We start from the raw sequence: 18277 nt of genomic DNA, 5'->3' as shown, positions 1-18277 counted from the left end.
CTTTTTAATAAAAACAATTTCAGTTTGTATGGTATGTTTTTTAGATATAATCGGCAAAAATTTTAGATAAAGAGTTAATATGATAGATATAAAATTATTACAAAATGATTTTGAAAAGACTAGTCTTTCTTTAGAAAAAAAAGGTGTTTCTAATGAAGTTTTAGAAAATCTTAAAACTTTAGCTTTAAACACAAAATATAAAAGACAAGAGATGGAAGATACAACAGCAGAACAAAATCTTTTATCAAAAGAGTTTGGAAGATATAAAAAAGAAAATCTTGATGTAATACCTCTACAAGATAAAATAAATAGTTTAAAAAATAAAAAACAAGAGTTAGAGGAAGAAGTTAGAGCTTTAGAAGAAGATTTATCTTCTATAGTTTTAGGTCTTCCAAATATGCCTGATGAATCTGTTCCTGTTGGTGCAGATGAAAATGAGAATGTAGTTTTAGAAGTTGTTGGAACAAAACCAACTTTTAGTTTTACGCCAAAAGAACATTGGGATTTAGAGTGTGATTGGTTAGATTTTGAAAGAGGTGTTAAGCTTGCAAAATCAAGATTTACAGCAATTAAAGGTGATGGGGCAAGACTTGAAAGAGCTTTAATAAATTATATGCTTGATTTTAACAGACAAAGAGGATTTAATGAATGGTATGTTCCTTTCATGGCAAATACTAATACACTTTTAGGAACAGGACAACTTCCAAAATTTGCAGATGATTTATTTAAAATTGAGGGTGAAGATTTATATTTAATTCCAACTGCGGAAGTAAGTCTTACAAATTTATATAATGATGAAATTCTATCTAAAAGTGAATTGCCTTTACTTCTTACATCTTATACTCCTTGTTTTAGAAAAGAAGCTGGTAGTGCAGGGCGTGATACAAGAGGGCTTATAAGACAACATCAGTTCGATAAAGTTGAAATGGTTGCTATTACTTCACAAGAGCAATCTGATGAGATTTTTGAGAAAATGGTTCAGTGTGCTAGTGATTTATTAAGTTCATTAGAGCTTTGTCACCAAAAAGTTCAACTTTGTACAGGAGATTTAGGGTTTAGTGCAGCCGTTACAATAGATTTAGAAGTTTGGCTCCCTGGTCAAAATAAATTTAGAGAAATTTCTTCTATTTCTAATACAAGAGATTTTCAAGCAAGACGAGCAAAAATAAGATATAAAGATGATAAGAAAAATATTTTTGCACATACTTTAAATGGTTCTAGTTTAGCAGTTGGAAGAACTCTTTTAGCTATTATGGAAAATTATCAAAATGAAGATGGAAGTGTTACTATTCCAGAAGTACTAAAACCTTATTTAAGATAAAGGTTTTAGCCCGATTAAAATTTACGAAATCGTTTTTTTCTATAGAAAATAAAAAAGGGAAAGTTTTAAACTTTCCCTTTTTTTGTTGAGTTTTATCAAAAAAATATGAAAAAAATACAAAATAAAACTCAATCGGAGAGAACGACCTTTTTGATCGAGGTTTTATCCAAAAAATGAAACATTTTTTAACTAAGGAGAGATAAGTATAAAAATAAAACCTCTTGATCTTTGGAATAATACAACTTCTAAACTTAAATAATGCTATTTTAATGCTATTTTTCTAATAAATTTTAGAAAATGGTAAAAATTATTTTACGTAAACTTTAGAGTCATAAAGTTTATTATCTACTCTTACTTCAATATAACCTTTATCGACTGTGTAATGCTTGAAGGTATATTCATAGCCTATTACAATATTTTTATTATTTGTTAAAGGAATTTTATTTTCTAAATTTCCTAGTGAAGTTCCTATATTTATATCAATTTTTGAATTATTTGATACTTTTCCAAAAATAGCAATTTTGGTATAGCAAATTTCATTGTAATCATTTTGTGTAATTTTTGAATGTTGAATATTTTCACCATGGTTATTTTCATCATATATAGCAACTGCAAAAGCTTTATAAATATCATTTGAGTAGGAAAAAGAAAATAAAAAAAAGAAGATCAGTATTAATCTTGACATAAATCTATAGGTTTCCCTGTATAATAACCTTGTGCAAAATCTATCTCTAACTCTTTTAAGTTATCTAAAATTTCTTGAGTCTCAACAAATTCAGCAACTGTTTTTATTCCAATTTTTTTTGCAAAGCTAGATATAGTTTCTACAATAATTTTTTGTCTAGGATTTGAAGTTATGTTTTTTATTAAAGAACCATCAATTTTAATATAATCAACATTTAACTTTAAAAGATGTTCAAAATTTGAATAACCACTTCCAAAATCATCTATTGCTATTTTTGCACCAAGAATTTTAATTTTATTGATAAAATCTAAAACTTCATCGTAGTTTTCTATACCTTCTGATTCTAAAATTTCAAAAGTTACTCTTGAAGCTGTTCTTGTCTTTTTTAAAGTTTTAATTATAAAATCTACAGTTTCTCTATTCTTTATATCATCAATTGATAAATTTATAGAGAAAAAATCTCGCTTCTTCTTAAAAGTATTGCACGCATTTGAAATTACTCTTTGCGAAATTTTATGATAAAGTTTTATTTTTTTTGAAAAGTTTAAGAATTTAAATGGAGAGATTAAATTTCCATAAGAATCTTTTAATCTTACTAGAGTTTCATATGCCAAGATTTCACCATTATTTACATCTACTATAGGTTGATAAAAACAGATTATCCTATCTTCAGCAAGAGCTTTTTTTATCTCATATGCCATATTTATATTATCTTTATATTTTTCTTCGATTTTTTCATCTTCATCATAAATAAACATAGATTCGTGAGAGTTTTTTGCTCTATTTACAGCGATATCAGTTTTTGAAAGTAATCTATTTGATGCTTTTGCAATTCCTACAGAAAAACCTAAAGATATTGTTTTATCTTCTATTAAATACTCTTCATCTTGTAACATAGATAATATTTCAAATGCTTTTTCTTTTAATTCTTCATAAGATAAATTTTCATGATAAGTAACTGCAAACTCATCACCTCCAACTCTATAAGCTTTTAATCTTTTTGAAAAAAACCTATTTGCAACTTCTTGAAGAATTTTATCTGCATTGTAAATTCCAAAAAAGTCATTTACTTCTCTAAATCCATCAATATTAAAAATCATACAAGCTTTTGGATTTGTTTTTAAAATATCTAAAAGTATTTTTTGTCTATTTGGAAGTTTAGTGAGTAAATCATAGTATGTTAATTTGTAGTTTTCTTCTTCTAATATTGTTTGAGAAGTTATATCTCTAGCTATTCCAATAATACCAATTATTTTTCCATTTTCATTATAAAAAGGCGCTTTATTAATTTCAAAATGTCTTAATGCACCTCTTATTGTTCCGCATTCTTTTACTGTAATTGGTTCTAGTTTTTCTAAAACTTCAAGATCAGATTCCGCGCAGTTTTCACCAAAAGTATGCCAATTTGGACTATTTGGGAATTTACTTCTCTCTTTTTTTGCAAAATATAAATCATTTTTTCCTATAGCATCTTCTGGTAGGGTATTTAGGAATATTTTGCAAGTAGAATCATTTGCATAGATATAATTTCCCTCTAAATCTTTAATCCATAGTAAATCAGGAAGGTTCTCTGTAATCAGCTTGAGAAGAGTTTCTGATTTTATGTGATTTGACATACCTTTCCTTATTTTATTTTTTAAAAGTTGGATATTATATCATCAAAAGCTTATTTTACGATGTTATTCGTATGAAATTTTTCTTATTTTCTCATTATTTTTAATTTTTAATTCATCATATAATAGTTGATATTTCTTTTTATCTTCAAAAGAAATAGGAGTTCTAATAGATTTATACTCTACTAATTTATTATCTTTAAAAACACCAGATATCTCTGCATAAACCCAATAAAAGCCACTATCTTTTCTTAGATTTTTTACAAAACCGCTCCATCTTCCTTTTGTTTGTAAATCTTCCCACAACTCTTTAAAAACTGATTTTGGCATGTCAGGGTGTCTTACAATATTGTGTGGTTTTCCTATTAATTCATCTGCACTGTATCCTGATATTTCTGCAAAAGTATCATTTGCATATGTTATGATACCTTTTAAATCAGTTCTTGAAATAATTAATTCATCTTTTGGAACGATAGTTTCTATTAAAAAATTACCATTATTAAATTGCATACTAGTTTCCTTGCTTATCAAACTGTTTTGCAAAACCAATTAAATCTTTTCTTCTTAAATCTCCATGATAAACTATATCTTCAACTTTTACATCTTTATCATTTAAAATTTTTGGAACCGCATCAGAGTTTTCTAGAACTTGCATATGACGGCTTAGCTCTTCTTCGCTATAACTCATTTGCATATCTGCACTACTAATATGAGGAATTGCTTCAATAACTTTTAATTTTTTAAGCTCTTCTTCTACATTTTCACCTTCGATAGTAACAATTACTCTTCCTTTTTCATCATGCATATGATAATCACAAACACCTGATTTTTTCAGATTTTCAATAACACTATCAAGATATTTAGGTAATGTTTGTACAACTATACTTGAAATATTCATTTTGGCTCCTTTAAATTGTAGTAATTTATATTTTTATCATCGCTTGATACAAATATTTCATTTTCATTTTGAAAAACAATATTTGTTATAATAGAGTTGTTACCCATTAATTTAAATAAAATTTCTTTTGAATTTGTATCAAATACTGCAACATTGTTATCTTCATCAAAACAAAAAGCTCCTTTATTAGAACTAGGACTCAAAGCTGCACTATATATTAAAAAATCAACACTTATAAAATATGGTTTTTCAAAACCAAGAGAGTAAACAGCTGCTCTTCTATCCTGTCCTGCTGTAATTAATCTATTTTTTTTAGTGTCAACTTGAAATACTCTATCTACATTTTCACTTTTAAAACTTTTTATTTTTTTAAAATTTTTTATATCTACTTGTGAAATTATACCACTTTCATCTGCTATAAATATTGTCTCTTTTTTCTCATCTAAAACAAAATTTGAAAAAGATGATTGTGATATTTGTAATTCTTTTAAAACTTTTTTTTCTTTTAGATTATAGATATAAATTTGATTAGATAAAAGAGCATAAATTATATTTTCTTCATCTAAAAATTTTGCATATGCAATAAAAAGTCTTTTTTCATCACTAATAATGTTTTCAAGTTTATCATTTTCGTAAATAAATATATTTCTTCCACCACTTTGACCTTGAGATAAGATTAAAATTTTATTATTTATTTTATCTACACTATATACTTTACTATCAATTATTTGATTTGTAAAATCTTTAATCTTATCAATTTTTATTGAATTTAATAACTCTTTTTTTTCAATATCAAAAATATCTACACTACTAGCAGTAGTTGATGCAAGTAAAAGATTATTTTGAATTACCAAGTTAGTGACTCCACCAGTAGCTTCAAAAATATAATTAGGTTTTAACTCTTTTATTTCTTGTGCATACAAGTTTAATGTGAGAAAAATTGCTAAAATATATTTCAAAAATTTCATAGACCACTTACCTTTATTGCATTTGTTGGACAAACTTTTACACATAATCCACAGCTTGTGCAAACATTACTAATAGTAGGTCTAAAAAGACCTACAAATTCTATTGCATTTACTATACAAGGATCCTTGCAAGAAAAACACATAGTATTTTGCCATGATAAACAAGACAATACATCTATTTCAATTTTAGCTTCTATTTGCTTTTTATTTTCTATATTTAGGACTTCATTTTTACAAGATGTTGCACATAAATTACAATATGTACAACCTGAGTTTGAAAAATCAAGTTTTGGTGTACCGTCATCTAATATCTTTATAATATTCTCTTCACATACTGTTGCACAATCCTTTGTTTCACATTTCACACAGTTTGTCAAAAAAAGATTAATATCATCATAGTAAGGCGGTCTTATAATACTTTCTTGCAAATCTTTTTGTTTAAAAGGTTTTGCAAGAGAGCTAAAAAGCTCTCTTCTTTGCATTATTTAACACCTTCACCAATAACATCAATTAGATTAGATTTACCATTTAATTCTGTACTTCTGAATTCAGGAGTAAAGTTGTTTTTTGGAACATTTGCGCTATCAGATTGTGGTGCATGACAAGCTGAACAGTTAAATCTTGCATTTGATAATGTTTCTAAAGGTTTAACAACAGATTTTAAATCACTACTATTTGCTACAGCTTTTCCATCTCTTTGTAAATTTCCATCCTTTGAAAGTTCAACAGCTTCTCTAAAACTTGTATAGTGAGATTTAGGAATTGGAGTTGCTCCCATAGATGCAGCAATTGCTGGATCATGACAAGCTGTACATTGATTGTTGTCAGACGTAATAATAAACATACCTTCTACATCATGAGGAATCATCGGAGGAGCATTTTCAAAAGCTCTTTCAATTTTTGTACTAGCTCCAGCTGGATCTGTTTTATACTTTGTCTCATCACTTACAACTTTATCTTCAGTATATAAGTTATCTTTTCTAAGACCAATTGATTCATCTTTTATAATTTTTGTTTCAGCAAAACTAATAGTTGCAATTAAAGCAGCTGTAAATAGACTTAGAGTTAATTTACCTAACTTCATTTTTTATCCTTTATGTAATTTCTTATTGAAAAATTAAGTGCATCATCATCGCACACTTCAACACATCTAGCACAATTTGTACACTCTTGTAATACAGGTTCACTTGATTTTGTAATCATATGAAGTACTTGAACTTCAGGACAAACAACCTTACATTTCATACAAGCAGTACACTTTTCGTGGTCATGATGAATTCTTATTAGGCTAAATCTTCCAATTAGTGAATAAAATCCACCAAGCGGACATATGTGCCCACACCAACCATTTTTTAAAACAAATAAATCAAACAAAAATATCACCAAAATAGTAGCCCAGCCAAAGCCAAGACCAAATACAATACCTCTATGAACCATTGATACCGGAGATACAAGCTCAAAAGCTGTAACACCCATCAAAGTTGAAAGTATTAAAGTTATACCTATTGCCCAGTATCTTATATTTCTTGATGCTGGCTGATTTTTTTGTATTTGTTGAAAATTAAACTTTCTTCTTAGATAGTTTGCACTATCTGTTATTATATTTACAGGACACACCCAAGAACAAAATGCTCTACCACCAAGTGTGAAATAAAATATAGCAATTAAAAAAGCTCCAATTAAAATATCAAAAGATAATACAGCACCTGCAAAAAGCATTTGTAAAACTGCAAAAGGATCACTTAAAGGAATCTTTTCAAATATTAATGAAGAACTTAAATTTCCCATTAAAATATTTATTCCATAGATATTTGCAAGACTATATAGAACTAAAATAGAGATTTGTGTAAATCTTCTAGCTATTAAAAATCTATACTTTTTCATTCTAATAAATCCTTCATATCACTGTTTAAAGAGTCTATTGCACTATCTTTATTGATATTTGTTTTTGTTTTCTCAATATTTGCATTTTTTACTCTTTGTTCATCAGTTTCATCCCAACCTTTAATGTAGTGGTCTCCTGCTTTTCCAAGGGCAACTTCTCGTGGAAGTACAAAAATTGCTGGTTTTTCAGTAACACAAGCTTTTTCACAAAGCCCACAACCTGTACAAATATCTGTATTTACAATTGGTTTTAAGAATGCGTGTTTTCCTGTTCGTTCATTTTTTTCATAAACTATTTCTATAGCTTCACCTAATAAAGGACAAGCTCTATAACAAGCATCACACTGTATTCCCCAAAAAGCAATACAAGATTTTATATCTACAACAGCAACACCCATTTGCATCTGTCTTATTTCAAAAGCACCATCCTTATTTTTAACTTTTTTTTCATCTAGTGCATCTGTCGGACAAATAGGAACACACGGAATATCCACACACATATAACAAGGAATGTTTCTAGGAACAAAATATGGAGTTCCCAAAGGTAAATTATCCCCTGGTTTTGCCAATTTTAATGTATCAAAAGGACAAGCTTCAACACAAAGACCACATTTTATACAAGTAGATAAAAAATCATCTTCATCTAATGCTGCTGGTGGTCTTAAAATTAAAGAACTCGCTTTTACTTCACTTAAATAAGCACTCCATGTCAAACCTCCAAGAATTGCTAGACCTATTGCTCTAGCACCTGATAGAAGAAATCTTCTTCTATCTTCTTGAGGTTTTTTTAAAATATTCATAACTTATTCCTTATGCTTTGTAAATTTTTACCGCACATTTTTTAAAGTCTGTTTGTCCTGATTGTGGACAAGTCGCATCTAAACAAACTTTATTTATAAATACTTTTTCATCAAACCAAGGAACAAATACTAAACCTCTTGAAGGTCTATTTCTACCTCTTGTTTCAACTCTAGCTTTTACTTTTCCTCTTCTAGATTCTACCCAACAAAGTTCACCTTGTTTTACACCATATTTATTTGCATCTTCAGGGTGCATATAACAAAGTGCTTCAGGAACAGCTCTATATAGTTCAGGAACTCTCATAGTCATTGTACCACTATGCCAGTGTTCTAATACTCTTCCTGTGCTTAACCAAACTGGATATTGTTCATCTGGCATTTCAGGTGGATCCATGTAAGGTCTTGCAAATATTTTAGCTTTATTTTTTAAAGATTTTTTAGCTTCATCTTTAACTCCTAGTAAATCACCTTGAGCTAACTCTTTTGCTAATGTTCCATAGAATGCAAAGTCACTATCTGGGTTTGCTTTTTTCGCATATGGATCATATTTTGTATTAAATCTCCAAGAAGTCTCTTTCCCATCAACAACTGGCCATTTTAGACCTCTTACTTTATGGTAAGTATCAAAGTCTGCTAAATCGTGAGCATGTCCTCTTCCGAAACTTGCATACTCTTCAAATAGATATTTTTGGATAAAGAATCCATATCCTTTCCAAGGTTTTCCATCACTACCTTTTACATTTCTAGAATCTCCAAATGCTTCAGTGTTATCAAATCCAGCTTGAATTGGATCTTTTGAATCTGCTTTATAAGATTTAGCTTTTTCATTTGCAAATAGAATTTCATACATAGTTGTATTCTCATCATATCCCATTGCTTTAGCTGCTTCAATAACGCTTGGAAGTTTTACTTCACCTTTTGTGCTAATTAAAGTTTGCTCTCCCCATAAATCTTTTACAGTAAATCTTTTTGATAATTCAACCCATTGCCAAGTATCAGACATTGCATCTCCAACTGGAACTACTTGTTGTCTCCAAAGTTGAGTTCTTCTTTCAGCATTTCCATATCCACCCCATTTTTCATAAATCATAGCAGAAGGTAAGATAAGGTCAGATACTTTTGCACTAATTCCTGGATATCCGTCAGATGTAACAATAAAGTTATCCATTTCTCTAGCAGCTTTTATCCAGTGAGTAGCACTTGCTGTATCTTGGTATGGATTACAAACATTTACCCAAGCAAATTTAATATTTCCATCCTCAATATCTCTATGAATTTTCATAATATGTTGAGTACCTTTTGGATTTAAAGTATTGTTAGGAATATTCCATGCTTTTTCTGTAATTTCTCTATGTTTTGGATTCTCAACCATCATATCTGCTGGAAGTCTGTGTGTAAATGTACCTACTTCTCTCGCTGTTCCACAAGCACTAGGTTGTCCTGTAAGTGAAAACGCTCCACTTCCTGGTTTTGCTTGTTTATTTAGTAAGAAGTGAACGTTGTATGAAAGTGTATTTACCCAAGTTCCTCTTGTATGTTGGTTCATTCCCATTGTCCAGAAACTTACAACTTTTCTATCTTTTTCAATATACCAATCTGCTAATTGTTGAAGTTTTTTCTTAAATTCTTCAATATCTTCATCAGGGTTACCTTTTGAAATTTTTGCAACATAATCAAGCGTATAAGGTTCTAAGAATTTTTTATACTCTTCAAAGCTAATCTCCCAGTGAGCAAGACCAGCATTTTTATTTACCATTTTATCACCAGCTTTATATCCATAAGGAGCAAGTGCAGGAGCTTCAGTTTCAGAAACAACTTTTTCCATCTCTTTAGAGATTATTTCCATTTCTTCTTTTGAATACTTTCCATCTTTAATTGATTTTTCATCAGATTTTCTCATACCATAACCAATATTTACAGGGCTTGCTGCAAATACTATGTGCTCTTTAACGAAATCCCAATCAATAGCCTCAGGTCTATTATAAACAATTTCTCTTGCAATATAATTCCATAATGCTAAGTCAGTATTTGGAGTAAAGATAATTTCTAAATCAGCAATATCAGAAGTTCTGTGTCTGTAAGTAGAAATATTAATAACTTTAACTCTATCTGGATTACTTAATTTTCTATCTGTTACCCTTGACCATAAAATAGGGTGCATTTCTGCCATATTTGAACCCCAAGCAACAATAGTATCAGTTAATTCAATATCATCATAGCAACCACTTGGTTCATCTATTCCAAATGTTTGATAAAAACCAACAACCGCACTTGCCATACAGTGTCTTGCATTTGGATCAATAGCATTTGATCTAAATCCAGCTTTCATCATTTTTAAAGCTGCATAACCTTCCATAATTGTGTGTTGTCCACTTGCAAATATTCCAATACCTTCAGGTCCTTTTTCTTTTAAAGCAACTCTGATATGTTTTTCCATTTCATCAAAAGCTCTTTGCCATGAAACTGGAGCAAAGTCACCTTTTTTATCGAATTCACCTTTTGAATTTACTCTTAAAAGAGGAGTTTTTAGTCTGTCTGCACCATACATGATTTTTGCATTAAAATAACCTTTTATACAGTTAAGCCCTCTATTTACTGGGGCTGCAGGATCACCTTTTACAGCAACAATTTTTCCCTCTTTTGTTGCAAGCATAATTCCACAACCTGTTCCACAAAATCTACAAGCTGCTTTATCCCAACGCCAACCGCTTTCAGCTGCGTTTGCTTGTGCTTTTAGCTGTGTTGGTACACTCATACCAATCGCTGCTGCTGCACTTGCTGCTGCTGAACTTTTTAGAAAATCTCTTCTTGAAAGTGACATTTTCCTCTCCTTTTGAAATAAATTTTTAAACAAGTAATGGTAACGAATGGAAAAATTAAAAACCTTGACACTAGTCAAACTATTGAATTAATTAAGGGGTATATAAGTTGTAAAAGTAAATTAATTATTTACTTTTACAAGAGAGCATAATTTTTTCAAGTTCGCTTTTAAGCTCTGCTAATCTTTTATTTGAATGAAGAAGTTGTTCTTGAGTTTGTATAGCTATATCTTCACTTCTATTTAATTGTTTTGAAAGTTCTTTTGAATTTTGTAATTCATTTATTATTTCATCAAATTCAGTTGTAATTTCCTCTAATTTTAGTGAAGCATTTTTTGATTGTTCTAGCGCACTATTTGAGTCAATAATTGCACTATTTATTTTATTTAAGAAGTTATTGAAGATATTTGATGCTTCTACTAATTCACCTTCTGCTTCAATTTTCATAGGTTCTAAAGGTCTTACAAAATCTTGCTCCATGATTTTCTTAGATTCTTCTAGAAATTTTAAAGCATTTTTTTCCATAGTTTTTAATTCTAAAAAACTATATAAAATAAGTAATACTATTAAAAGAGCAAAGAAATATTGACTATTCTTTAAAAAATTTATTTTTTGTTCACTATTTATAGTATGAAGACCTACAAGAGCATCAACTTCATTTAAAAGTGTAGAGTTCGTTTCATAAATTTCATTTACAACTTTTTTAAGTTCATCTTTTTTTGATTCATCGAAAAGTATTTCTTTGAAAAGATTTATATTTTTAAGAAAATTTACCCAAAGAAGTTCAACTTTTAACATTTGTTTATCAATTTTAATATTTGGAGAATCTTTTAATTTATCTAAATTATTTCCACCTTTTAAGCTAGAAAGGTTATAGATAAATTCATCTATACTTTCATTTAACTCTTTTTGACTAGCATCTTTATTAGAGTATAAATAGAAAATATTTTTAGAGATATTTTGCGTAAGCATTCTTTGTTTACCTGCAATATTTATTATCATTGCATCTTTTTGATTTTTACTATTTAAATAGATAGTCGTTGCAACTATGCTACTCATTAAAAGAGTAAATAAAATCCCTAATATTTTTATTTTTGTACTAATATTACCTTTTTTCATATTGCGACTCCTGTGAAAATTGAATTTAGTGCAAGTTTGTCCTTAATTATGATTTCCTGATTTTCTATACCAATAATTTCATCCCTTGATAGTTTTTTTAAAACTCTCGATAGAGTTTCTGGTTGAATGTGAAGCATAAAACTTACTTCTTGTCTTTTTAAACTATTAAACATTTTTAAATCTTGAACCAACATATAAGCAACTTTAGCCGTTGCATCAAAAACAAGTTCTCTATTTACTAAACATTGGAGCTGATGAGTCTTTTTTAATAAAGCGTTCATTAGCTCTTTTATAAGTATATTATTATTTAAAAAGTGTTCTTTTAATTTTTCAAAATCGACACTTAATATAAGTGAATTCTCCATAAAAGAGGCATTTGAAAAACAGTAGATTTCATTATCAATAGTAGAACTTAATTCACTAATCAATGAGTTTGGATAGATATGGTATAAAAATATTTCATTATCGAATTTATCATATTTATAGATTTTCATTAATCCGCTAACTAAAAAAAGTAGATGATTCCTTTTATCAGTTTCATAAAATAAGATAGAATCCTTATCATATTTTGAAATATATGAAAAATTTATTAATTGTTCTATTTCATTATGATTTAGATTTCTTAACTTTCGCACGTTAAGTTGATTAAAATTGTAGCTAAATCTCCCTAAAATATTACTGCTATAGGTAATAATATTATCCTTGTTGACATAAAAATAATTTAGTTGTTTTTCTATGATATTTTTCTATTTTGAACTCTCAATAAAGCCCTTAAATAGGAACTTTTAGATATAATATCTATTATATTAAAGGGTAAGAATGCAGATAGAATCTAAGATAATAAGCATCATAAACGACAAACTAAAGAATCCAATTTATGAAACATTGCGACTATTAAATATGAAAACGATTTTAACAAAGAGCAATTTTTCTAAAAAAGAGGGAGTTGCTGTTCATATGGTTGTATTACACTTTGTATATATGCTAGTTATGAATAAAAAAATATCAACTTTTATGGATCAGAGTAATGATAGCTTTAAAAAAGATGTCTATTACAGACTACTTGCTAATGCTCACTACAACTGGAGAAAACTATTATCACTTAGTTCTTTAAAGATTTTATCACTGCTTCATAAAGTACAAGATGCAAAGCTAGTAAGAGTTCTTATACTTGATGATACTGTTGAAGATAAAGTTGGTAAAAATATAGAGGGAAGTTGTGACAACCTTTGGAGCAATAAAGCAAAGAGAAAAATCAGAGGTGTAAATGTTGTATCACTAAACTATAGTGATGGTTATTCAAATTTTATGTTGGACTTTGCAATTGCTATGAATAATTATGCAAGGGTAAAGATAGAAGAGTTTACAAATATTATTGATCATCGAACCAATGCACATAAGCGAAGATTGGAAAGCTTAAAAGGGAAATCACAAATTGCTATAGAGATGATTAAAAGAGCAGTAGCTAGTGGTATATATGCAGATTATCTGCTTGTGGATAGTTGGTATTCTAAACCTGTGTTTATAGAAACAATGAATGAGCTAGGATTGCAAGTTATTTCAAGAATGGTAAACAATGATAGAATCTGGAACTTCACAGGGGAGAAAAAAACTCTTGATGGTATCTATAACAAGTTTAAAAAGCTTAAAACTATTAAGATGGGTCAATATGGCAAAAAGATAAAGTTTGAATACTTCGGGGTCATAGTTGAACATAAAAAAGCAGGAAAATTAAAAATTGTTTTTATAAAAACCAAAGAGAATCTCATCCCTATTGTATCTACAAACTTAGACTTGAGTGATGAAGAAATTATCGATATTTACAAACGACGATGGGATATAGAACAAGGGTATAAAGAACTTCGTGAACACTTTGGGTTTGGTAAAGAAGAAAATCGAATTTATGAAGCACTTATTGCTCGCATAACACTCTCATTTTTTACATACAATGTTGTTAGCTATATAAATCGTATCAGTAATGAACCAAAAACTATTGGTGGATTGTTTAAAGATCTAGAATGTGAACTTCACACCTTGGCAATTGCTATGCAAGCATTTTTAGCTATTTTAGATGAGATTGCAAAAATTGAAGAAGTTGTCAATAGAAATGAGGATTTTACAGCAATAATCGATCTATTAAGAGATGTGACTGGAAAACTACTTGGTTTTAGGTGCGAAAGTTAAGTTAGATTTTTAAAAAAATCCAAACTATTAATACTCTCTTGAAGTGTCATAACAAGCCCTAAATAATTTTTTATTTAAGCAAGTATATATTAAGCTTGTACAAAAGATAATTAAAAAATTATAGAAAATGGAATAAAAATGGATTTTAAAACTTTTATAAAAGCAGTTGGTACAGGACCAAAAGGAAATAGAGATTTAAGTTTAGACGAGAGTTGTGAGGCTATTACTCAAATATTAGAAAATAGACCGACTCAGGCTCAAATAGGGGCATTTCTAATAGCTTGGAGAACTAAGTTAGAGAGTCAGGATGAATTAAAAGGGGCGATAAAAGCTCTTAAAAAATTTATGAAATTTAAAAAAGTAAATGACTCTATAGAGCTTGGGTACAATTTTGATGGAAGAACAAAAAATCCTTATTTGTTCCCCTTATATGAAAATATTTTAAATGAATTCTTTAAAAAAAATAATGATGTACAAAGATTGAATTTTGTTGTAAGTGGGGATTTATTACAACCAACAAAAAAAGGAATTTCAACAAAAGATATATTTACAAACTTTGACGAGGGTCAATATGTACGCTATTTTGATAGAGTAGAATACCTTCAAGAGTTAAGTTCTCTAACAACTCTTAGGCATGAATTTGGATTAAGAACAGCTTTTAATACAGTAGAAAAGCTTTTAAATCCAGGTTTAAGTGATTATGGAGTTTGTGGGGTGTTCCATAAACCTTATGTTTTTAAATATATTGATATGTTTGAAGAATATTTTAAAGATATAACTATAATTAGAGGAAATGAGGGAGATATTGAAGTATTTAAAGACTCTAAATTTTGGCAAAAAAAAGAGAATGATATCGTTGAAGTTGAATTTTTCTTAAAAGATTATGGAATAAATTATGATAGAACTTTTGAGAATTTAACTTTAGAAGAGAATTTAAATATTTTAAGAAATTATGATGATGATATATTAAAGTTAGCAAAATTTAATGTAGCTTTATATCTATTATTTGCAAAACGAGTTAGTTCATTAGACGAAGCTTGGCAAAGATTGAATTAGAAAAGGATTTTTATGTTAATTGATGGATTTGGAAGAAAGGTTGATTATTTAAGAGTGTCTGTAACTGAAAGATGTAATTTTAGATGTCAATATTGTATGCCAGAAAAACCTTTTTCTTGGGTTCCAAGAGAAAATCTTTTATCTTATGAAGATTTGTTTAAATTTATTAAAGTTGGTATAGACGAAGGTATAAAAAAAGTAAGAGTAACTGGTGGAGAACCACTTTTAAGAGATGATTTAGATTATTTTATAAAGTTAGTGAATGATTATAAAAACGATATCGACTTAGCACTTACAACAAATGGTTTTTTATTGCCTCAAATGGCCCAAAAATTAAGAGATGCTGGTTTAAAAAGAATAAATATTTCTCTTGATACTTTAGATACAAGTAGAGCTAAGCAAATAGCACAAAAAGATGTTTTAAGCACAGTGTTAGAAGGTATAAAAAAAGCTAAAGAAGTTGGACTTAAAATAAAAATAAATTGCGTTCCTCTTAAAGGTATAAACGATATTGATGTTCTAGAAGTTTTAGAATTTTGTAAAAAAGAGGGATTTGTAGTAAGATACATAGAGTTTATGGAAAATTCTTTTGCAAAAAGTAGTTCAAAAGGTCTAAATTCAGATGAGATTTTAGAGATAATTTCTAAAAAATATAAAAATATTGTTAAAGTTCCAAGAGACTCTAGTTCTCCAGCACAATATTATAAACTAGAAGATGGATATGAGTTTGGAATAATTGAACCACACAAAGATGATTTTTGTGCTTCATGTAATAGAATTAGACTTACAGCCGAAGGGTTTTTAATCCCTTGTTTATATTTTGAAGATGCTATGAGTATAAAAGATGCAATAAGAGCAAATGATATTGATAAAGCAACAGAAATTTTAAGGTTAGTTCTGAAAAATAAACCAGAAAAAAATAAGTGGTCAAATGAAAAGGATAATAAAGTTTCTCAAAGAGCTTTTTATCAAACAGGTGGATGATAAAAACTTTTAATAATAAAGTAAATATAAAGCAAACTTTGTATAAAATTCGCGACTATTTTCATTTGGAAATAAATTTATATTATACCTATTAGGAGGTCAAAATGGCTTTAGATCAGGAAGTAAAAGCAAGTATTATCGCAAAATATGGAAAAAAAGATGGTGACACAGGTTCAGCTGAGGTTCAAATCGCACTATTAACAGAGCAAATTAAAGTTTTAACTGAGCATTTAAAAGTATTTAAAAAAGATCACTCTTCAAGACTAGGTCTATTAAAAATGGTTGGAAAAAGAAAAAAACTTTTATCATATTTAAGAAGAACAGAGTATGCAAGATTTACTGAATTAGTTGCTAGTTTAGGAATTAGAGCAAAATAATTTTTTTTATAGAGAAATTGCTAAAAGGGACTGTGAATTTTCACAGTCCCTTTTTTTATACGCAAAGATTAATAATGTTTTTTGTAGAATAAACAAAAATTATAAATTAATGGAAAGATTATAATATGTTATTGACAAAAAAAAGTGAATATGCACTTCTATCTTTGATATCTATTGCAAAGCATCAAGATCCAATAAATGTTGATGTTTTATCAAAAGAACTTGAAATTTCGAAATCATTTTTAGCAAAAATAATGCAAAATTTAGCAAAAGAAAATCTAGTAACATCTCATAGAGGTGTAAATGGTGGATTTGTTTTAAATAAACCAATAGATGAACTAACAATTTTAGAAATTGTTGTAGCTGCTGAAGAGAGAAATCCTATGGTTTTTGAGTGTTCTGACTCAATTCATTCTTGTCCAAATAACAAAGCAAAACTTTGTAATATTTGGCCCCTTTTAAATAATTTACAGTTTAAAGTAAATGACTTTTTAGCTCAATTAACGCTTAAAGATATTTCACAATGAGATTATTTCACATTTCTCACACAGATTTAGATGGTTACTCTTGCCAATTTTTAACATCAAAAGTTTTTGAAAAAACGGAATATTTTAATGCAAATTATGGGATGGAAGTAAAATTAACTATTTTAAAAGTTTTAGAAAATATTACAAACTATAAAGATGAAGATATATTAGTAATTATTAGTGATTTAAATTTAACTTTACAAGAAAGTATAGATTTAGATTCTGAAATAAAAAGATTAAATGATGAAGGTTACAATATAACTTTACAACTTTTAGATCATCATATAACAGGTAAAAAGAGTGCTGAAAAATTTAGTTGGTATTTTTTAGATGATAAAAGATGTGCTACAAAAATAGTTTATGATTATCTACTAGAAAAATTCAATGCTTCTATTAAAGATTATGAATTTTTAGTAAATTGTGTAAATGCAGTTGATATTTGGCTTGAAAAAGAGAAAGATAATTTCGAATTTGGAAAAGTTTTGATGTCAATGCTTGTAAAAGCAAGAGAGATAAATTCTATATTATTTCCAAATCTTGATAGAGAATATAAATTTTATTTACTTGAAAAGGCAAAAGAATTTCTAGGACAAGATAGTGCAAATATAAAACTAGACAATGATATACATTTTTTGAAAAAAGAGTTTTTAAAATTAGATGATTTTGATGATACTTTAGATAATTTAGGTGCAAAGTATCTTGTAAAAACTTTAGAAAATGTAAAAGATGAGTTAACTGTAACTTATAAAGGGCAAAAGGGTCTTTTAACATACTGTTTAGGTTCTATATCAATTCCTGCAAATACATTTTTAAAAGCAAATAAAGATTATGATTTTTTCATTGATATAAATAAAAAAGGTAATGCTTCATTTAGAGCAGATGGAAAACTTGATGTATCTATGCTTGCACAAAAAATTGCAAATGGTGGTGGTCATGTAAATGCTAGTGGCGGAAAATTTGAAGATTTTAAAGAGTGTATTGATTATTTATCAGTTAAAATGTACATTCAAGGAAAACTTGATAATTAAAACTTAAGGAGGCT

The 18277-nt window shown here is 28.3% G+C and carries 19 protein-coding genes; 7 read left to right on the top strand and 12 right to left on the bottom strand.

Annotated elements, in window-relative coordinates; translation table 11 throughout:
* The first annotated feature begins 79 nt into the window (after positions 1-79).
* Positions 80-1321, top strand: coding sequence for a serine--tRNA ligase (gene serS, locus ACBT_RS09470; protein WP_024774669.1), 1242 nt, complete (start codon positions 80-82; stop codon positions 1319-1321).
* A gap of 307 nt (positions 1322-1628) precedes the next feature.
* Here serS and ACBT_RS09465 read toward each other — a convergent pair whose 3' ends face one another.
* From ACBT_RS09465 to ACBT_RS09410, 12 genes are all read right to left on the bottom strand, one after another.
* Entirely contained in the window at positions 1629-2006 is a 378-nt protein-coding gene (locus tag ACBT_RS09465) for a hypothetical protein (protein ID WP_024774670.1), read from the bottom strand.
* Positions 1994-3622 carry an EAL domain-containing protein gene (locus ACBT_RS09460; RefSeq protein ID WP_024774671.1) on the bottom strand — a complete coding sequence of 543 codons (1629 nt, stop codon included), beginning with the start codon at positions 3620-3622 and terminating at the stop codon, positions 1994-1996. Before ACBT_RS09460 ends, ACBT_RS09465 begins: the two co-directional genes overlap by 13 nt.
* A gap of 63 nt (positions 3623-3685) precedes the next feature.
* Positions 3686-4129 carry a PAS domain-containing protein gene (locus ACBT_RS09455; RefSeq protein ID WP_024774672.1) on the bottom strand — a complete coding sequence of 148 codons (444 nt, stop codon included), beginning with the start codon at positions 4127-4129 and terminating at the stop codon, positions 3686-3688.
* A gap of 1 nt (position 4130) precedes the next feature.
* Positions 4131-4517, bottom strand: coding sequence for a chaperone NapD (locus ACBT_RS09450; RefSeq protein ID WP_024774673.1), 387 nt, complete (start codon positions 4515-4517; stop codon positions 4131-4133).
* Positions 4514-5485, bottom strand: a complete 972-nt coding sequence (locus ACBT_RS09445) for a WD40 repeat domain-containing protein (protein ID WP_024774674.1) — start codon at positions 5483-5485, stop codon at positions 4514-4516. The genes ACBT_RS09450 and ACBT_RS09445 overlap by 4 nt, the downstream gene beginning before the upstream one ends.
* Positions 5482-5967, bottom strand: coding sequence for a ferredoxin-type protein NapF (locus ACBT_RS09440; protein WP_024774675.1), 486 nt, complete (start codon positions 5965-5967; stop codon positions 5482-5484). The genes ACBT_RS09445 and ACBT_RS09440 overlap by 4 nt, the downstream gene beginning before the upstream one ends.
* Positions 5967-6569, bottom strand: a complete 603-nt coding sequence (locus tag ACBT_RS09435) for a nitrate reductase cytochrome c-type subunit (protein ID WP_024774676.1) — start codon at positions 6567-6569, stop codon at positions 5967-5969. The genes ACBT_RS09440 and ACBT_RS09435 overlap by 1 nt, the downstream gene beginning before the upstream one ends.
* Positions 6566-7369 carry a quinol dehydrogenase ferredoxin subunit NapH gene (gene napH / locus ACBT_RS09430; RefSeq protein WP_024774677.1) on the bottom strand — a complete coding sequence of 268 codons (804 nt, stop codon included), beginning with the start codon at positions 7367-7369 and terminating at the stop codon, positions 6566-6568. The genes ACBT_RS09435 and napH overlap by 4 nt, the downstream gene beginning before the upstream one ends.
* Positions 7366-8169 carry a ferredoxin-type protein NapG gene (gene napG / locus ACBT_RS09425; protein WP_024774678.1) on the bottom strand — a complete coding sequence of 268 codons (804 nt, stop codon included), beginning with the start codon at positions 8167-8169 and terminating at the stop codon, positions 7366-7368. The genes napH and napG overlap by 4 nt, the downstream gene beginning before the upstream one ends.
* 10 nt (positions 8170-8179) lie before the next feature.
* On the bottom strand, positions 8180-10990 hold the full coding sequence (napA, locus tag ACBT_RS09420; protein ID WP_024774679.1) for a nitrate reductase catalytic subunit NapA: 2811 nt from the start codon (positions 10988-10990) through the stop codon (positions 8180-8182).
* Between the two features lie 124 nt (positions 10991-11114).
* Positions 11115-12107, bottom strand: a complete 993-nt coding sequence (locus ACBT_RS09415) for a type IV pili methyl-accepting chemotaxis transducer N-terminal domain-containing protein (RefSeq protein WP_024774680.1) — start codon at positions 12105-12107, stop codon at positions 11115-11117.
* Entirely contained in the window at positions 12104-12742 is a 639-nt protein-coding gene (locus ACBT_RS09410) for a Crp/Fnr family transcriptional regulator (protein ID WP_024774681.1), read from the bottom strand. Before ACBT_RS09410 ends, ACBT_RS09415 begins: the two co-directional genes overlap by 4 nt.
* Positions 12743-12926: 184 nt before the next feature.
* Here ACBT_RS09410 and ACBT_RS09405 point away from each other — a divergent pair, with 184 nt between their 5' ends.
* From ACBT_RS09405 to ACBT_RS09380, 6 genes are all read left to right on the top strand, one after another.
* Positions 12927-14291: an IS4 family transposase gene (locus ACBT_RS09405; protein ID WP_024774758.1), complete on the top strand. Its 1365-nt coding sequence runs from the start codon at positions 12927-12929 to the stop codon at positions 14289-14291.
* A gap of 138 nt (positions 14292-14429) precedes the next feature.
* Positions 14430-15347, top strand: a complete 918-nt coding sequence (locus tag ACBT_RS09400; RefSeq protein WP_024774682.1) for a glycosyl transferase — start codon at positions 14430-14432, stop codon at positions 15345-15347.
* A 12-nt stretch (positions 15348-15359) separates the two neighbouring features.
* Positions 15360-16331, top strand: coding sequence for a GTP 3',8-cyclase MoaA (moaA, locus tag ACBT_RS09395; protein ID WP_024774683.1), 972 nt, complete (start codon positions 15360-15362; stop codon positions 16329-16331).
* 104 nt (positions 16332-16435) lie between these two features.
* Positions 16436-16708, top strand: coding sequence for a 30S ribosomal protein S15 (gene rpsO / locus ACBT_RS09390; RefSeq protein ID WP_024774684.1), 273 nt, complete (start codon positions 16436-16438; stop codon positions 16706-16708).
* A gap of 125 nt (positions 16709-16833) precedes the next feature.
* Positions 16834-17235 (top strand): RrF2 family transcriptional regulator, encoded by a 402-nt coding sequence (locus ACBT_RS09385; protein ID WP_024774685.1) that lies wholly within the window; start codon positions 16834-16836, stop codon positions 17233-17235.
* Complete coding sequence (locus ACBT_RS09380) at positions 17232-18263, top strand: DHH family phosphoesterase (RefSeq protein ID WP_034218451.1); 1032 nt, start codon at positions 17232-17234, stop codon at positions 18261-18263. Before ACBT_RS09385 ends, ACBT_RS09380 begins: the two co-directional genes overlap by 4 nt.
* The last annotated feature ends 14 nt before the right edge of the window (positions 18264-18277 follow it).

The sequence above is a fragment of the Aliarcobacter cibarius genome (genome assembly GCF_013372265.1).
GTDB lineage: Bacteria > Campylobacterota > Campylobacteria > Campylobacterales > Arcobacteraceae > Aliarcobacter > Aliarcobacter cibarius.
Note: the sequence above shows the minus strand (reverse complement) of the source record. Positions and strands in the feature narration are given on the sequence as shown.

Coding starts and splice junctions, on each gene's coding strand:
- serS (WP_024774669.1), top strand. CDS start 80: ATGATAGATATAAAATTATTACAAAATGATTTTGAAAAGACTAGTCTT.
- ACBT_RS09465 (WP_024774670.1), bottom strand. CDS start 2,006: ATGTCAAGATTAATACTGATCTTCTTTTTTTTATTTTCTTTTTCCTAC.
- ACBT_RS09460 (WP_024774671.1), bottom strand. CDS start 3,622: ATGTCAAATCACATAAAATCAGAAACTCTTCTCAAGCTGATTACAGAG.
- ACBT_RS09455 (WP_024774672.1), bottom strand. CDS start 4,129: ATGCAATTTAATAATGGTAATTTTTTAATAGAAACTATCGTTCCAAAA.
- ACBT_RS09450 (WP_024774673.1), bottom strand. CDS start 4,517: ATGAATATTTCAAGTATAGTTGTACAAACATTACCTAAATATCTTGAT.
- ACBT_RS09445 (WP_024774674.1), bottom strand. CDS start 5,485: ATGAAATTTTTGAAATATATTTTAGCAATTTTTCTCACATTAAACTTG.
- ACBT_RS09440 (WP_024774675.1), bottom strand. CDS start 5,967: ATGCAAAGAAGAGAGCTTTTTAGCTCTCTTGCAAAACCTTTTAAACAA.
- ACBT_RS09435 (WP_024774676.1), bottom strand. CDS start 6,569: ATGAAGTTAGGTAAATTAACTCTAAGTCTATTTACAGCTGCTTTAATT.
- napH (WP_024774677.1), bottom strand. CDS start 7,369: ATGAAAAAGTATAGATTTTTAATAGCTAGAAGATTTACACAAATCTCT.
- napG (WP_024774678.1), bottom strand. CDS start 8,169: ATGAATATTTTAAAAAAACCTCAAGAAGATAGAAGAAGATTTCTTCTA.
- napA (WP_024774679.1), bottom strand. CDS start 10,990: ATGTCACTTTCAAGAAGAGATTTTCTAAAAAGTTCAGCAGCAGCAAGT.
- ACBT_RS09415 (WP_024774680.1), bottom strand. CDS start 12,107: ATGAAAAAAGGTAATATTAGTACAAAAATAAAAATATTAGGGATTTTA.
- ACBT_RS09405 (WP_024774758.1), top strand. CDS start 12,927: ATGCAGATAGAATCTAAGATAATAAGCATCATAAACGACAAACTAAAG.
- ACBT_RS09400 (WP_024774682.1), top strand. CDS start 14,430: ATGGATTTTAAAACTTTTATAAAAGCAGTTGGTACAGGACCAAAAGGA.
- moaA (WP_024774683.1), top strand. CDS start 15,360: ATGTTAATTGATGGATTTGGAAGAAAGGTTGATTATTTAAGAGTGTCT.
- rpsO (WP_024774684.1), top strand. CDS start 16,436: ATGGCTTTAGATCAGGAAGTAAAAGCAAGTATTATCGCAAAATATGGA.
- ACBT_RS09385 (WP_024774685.1), top strand. CDS start 16,834: ATGTTATTGACAAAAAAAAGTGAATATGCACTTCTATCTTTGATATCT.
- ACBT_RS09380 (WP_034218451.1), top strand. CDS start 17,232: ATGAGATTATTTCACATTTCTCACACAGATTTAGATGGTTACTCTTGC.